This window comes from Pseudomonas sp. GD03862, from assembly GCF_029840855.1.
Taxonomy (GTDB): Bacteria; Pseudomonadota; Gammaproteobacteria; order Pseudomonadales; family Pseudomonadaceae; genus Aquipseudomonas; species Aquipseudomonas alloputida.
In genome coordinates, this window is the sequence record NZ_JAOCDI010000097.1 from 1 (window position 1) to 1,749 (window position 1,749).

The 1,749-nt window shown below is 52.1% G+C and carries 2 pseudogenes; both read right to left on the reverse strand.

The features are described 5' to 3' along the window. Positions 1-561, reverse strand: a pseudogene (locus N5D53_RS27465) (hypothetical protein); the annotation flags it as partial. 2 nt (positions 562-563) lie between these two features. After that, positions 564-1,749 (reverse strand): annotated as a pseudogene (locus N5D53_RS27470) (hypothetical protein); the annotation flags it as partial.

The following is a 1,749-nucleotide window of genomic DNA, read 5'->3' on the forward strand; positions in this document are numbered from 1 at the left end:
CACTTCGGCCACATGCTTGACGCCGGGTTCGGTGGGTTCGTTGCTGTCGACCCAGAGGCAGTCTTTTTGATGCAGGCTGCCGTCTTCCCGGCGGGGGGCGAAGGCGAGGGCATAGCTGGTGCTGAACGATGAGCCGCCGTATTCGGTGCGCTTGAAGATGCCACCTCCGGTGTTGGCCCATTCGAATATTAGTACCTTACTCAGACGTTGGTAATAGATTTTTTGGGTTGACCGATTGAAGCAGAAACTTGATAGGCGTTTTATGAAATATATTCGATAGGCTAAGAATGGGAGGAAGATGAAAGGTGTAATTAGTGTAAGGAGGATAAAGGTATGACTAAAGGTGTATGGGTTCCAGGCTTCACTGGTTAGTAAGTAAGGGTAGGTGAAGACAACGAGCGCAATGGTCATTGCACAGTACAGCTTTCCCATAAAGACTGAGTCTGTTACCCAGGGGTTTTTCAGGCATAAGGTGGTTTTTGACAAGCTTGATAGTTGCCCGCCAATAGCGGGCTTATGCCCTGAACTTGAGCCTGAATTGAATATCCAGATGGTTGCCATGATCAGCGCTCCAGACGAAAAATTGACAGGGTCTCATTATCTTCGTCCAGGCCTTGATTGGCGTTGTAGGTTAGATGAAGTGAGACATGATTTTGGTTGGCTAGGGTGTTTTCGAAATGTAGAACTAAGCCAGCATCTACGATGTGGCCGGTCGGGCTGATTGGAAAAACGTCAATTCCTTGGTCGTCACGGAGGGAACTCAAACTTCCTGACCATTCACTTACGCCTAGCCTGAACGCAGGCAGCAGCACTGTGAATTCTACGGTTGGTTGGGATGTGGCTACTTCGTTATGTGTGATAGCTGTCCAATTTGGCGGCGACCAGTGGTTGTTCTGATGCCATCGGGTGTCGACTTTAGTTATGCCGAGGGATAGGGCCTGCTCGGCGGATAGTAGCTTGGGTCCGTAATGTTCATTGTGCCAAGCCTTAATTTCTGTTTGTAGTGAGGTGAAAGCAGGAAGTTTTTTGTCAAAGTCCAAGTTGATGTCAGCGTGCGACTCTCCATCATTGATGCGATTACCGAATATGCTACGTGCTGCCCACAGTTCTATTGGGCTGTGAAGGTGCTCATGTGCCTTGGCGTGCAGGTAGAGGCCTCCTGCAATGATGGCTACTCCTACGAGGACAAGGGCCGCTGCGGCCCATCCGGCAAAGGGCACAACCGATGTCACGCCCGCGATTGCAAGTCCTGCTTCAAGGACGACAGCGGAACCGACAGCCATGGTGAAACCACCAGTCAACGTGTAATCGGCAGCCGCTTGATTGCCGTTCGCTTTCTGGCGCCTTGCTTTGGAGATATCAGAAAGCAAGCTAAATGCAATTGCCGGGTAACCGGCTAAACGCGCAAACAGATTGCTACCCAAGAACTTGATAATCCCATTGCCAAAGGCCATGCCCGGCGCTGTGGCACTTAATCTCAGCATGACGGCCTTATGCGTTGCCCGCACGCTGACCATTGTTGCCGCCGCTGCACCGATCACCCCGAAAACAGATGAAGCGAACCCCAGGGTGTATTCCGGTGCGTCGCTCTTCTGCAGGCTGTTGTAGGCCGTCTTGAGCGATAAGATGTTGAACCACAGCATCCCCGCGTTTAAACCACCACCGCCGCCGGAGGTGAGCAGCCCGAGAAAGTTAGGTTTCACCCGCGCAGTGGTGGTCAGCTCGATCGACACCGTGCGGCTACCCGAG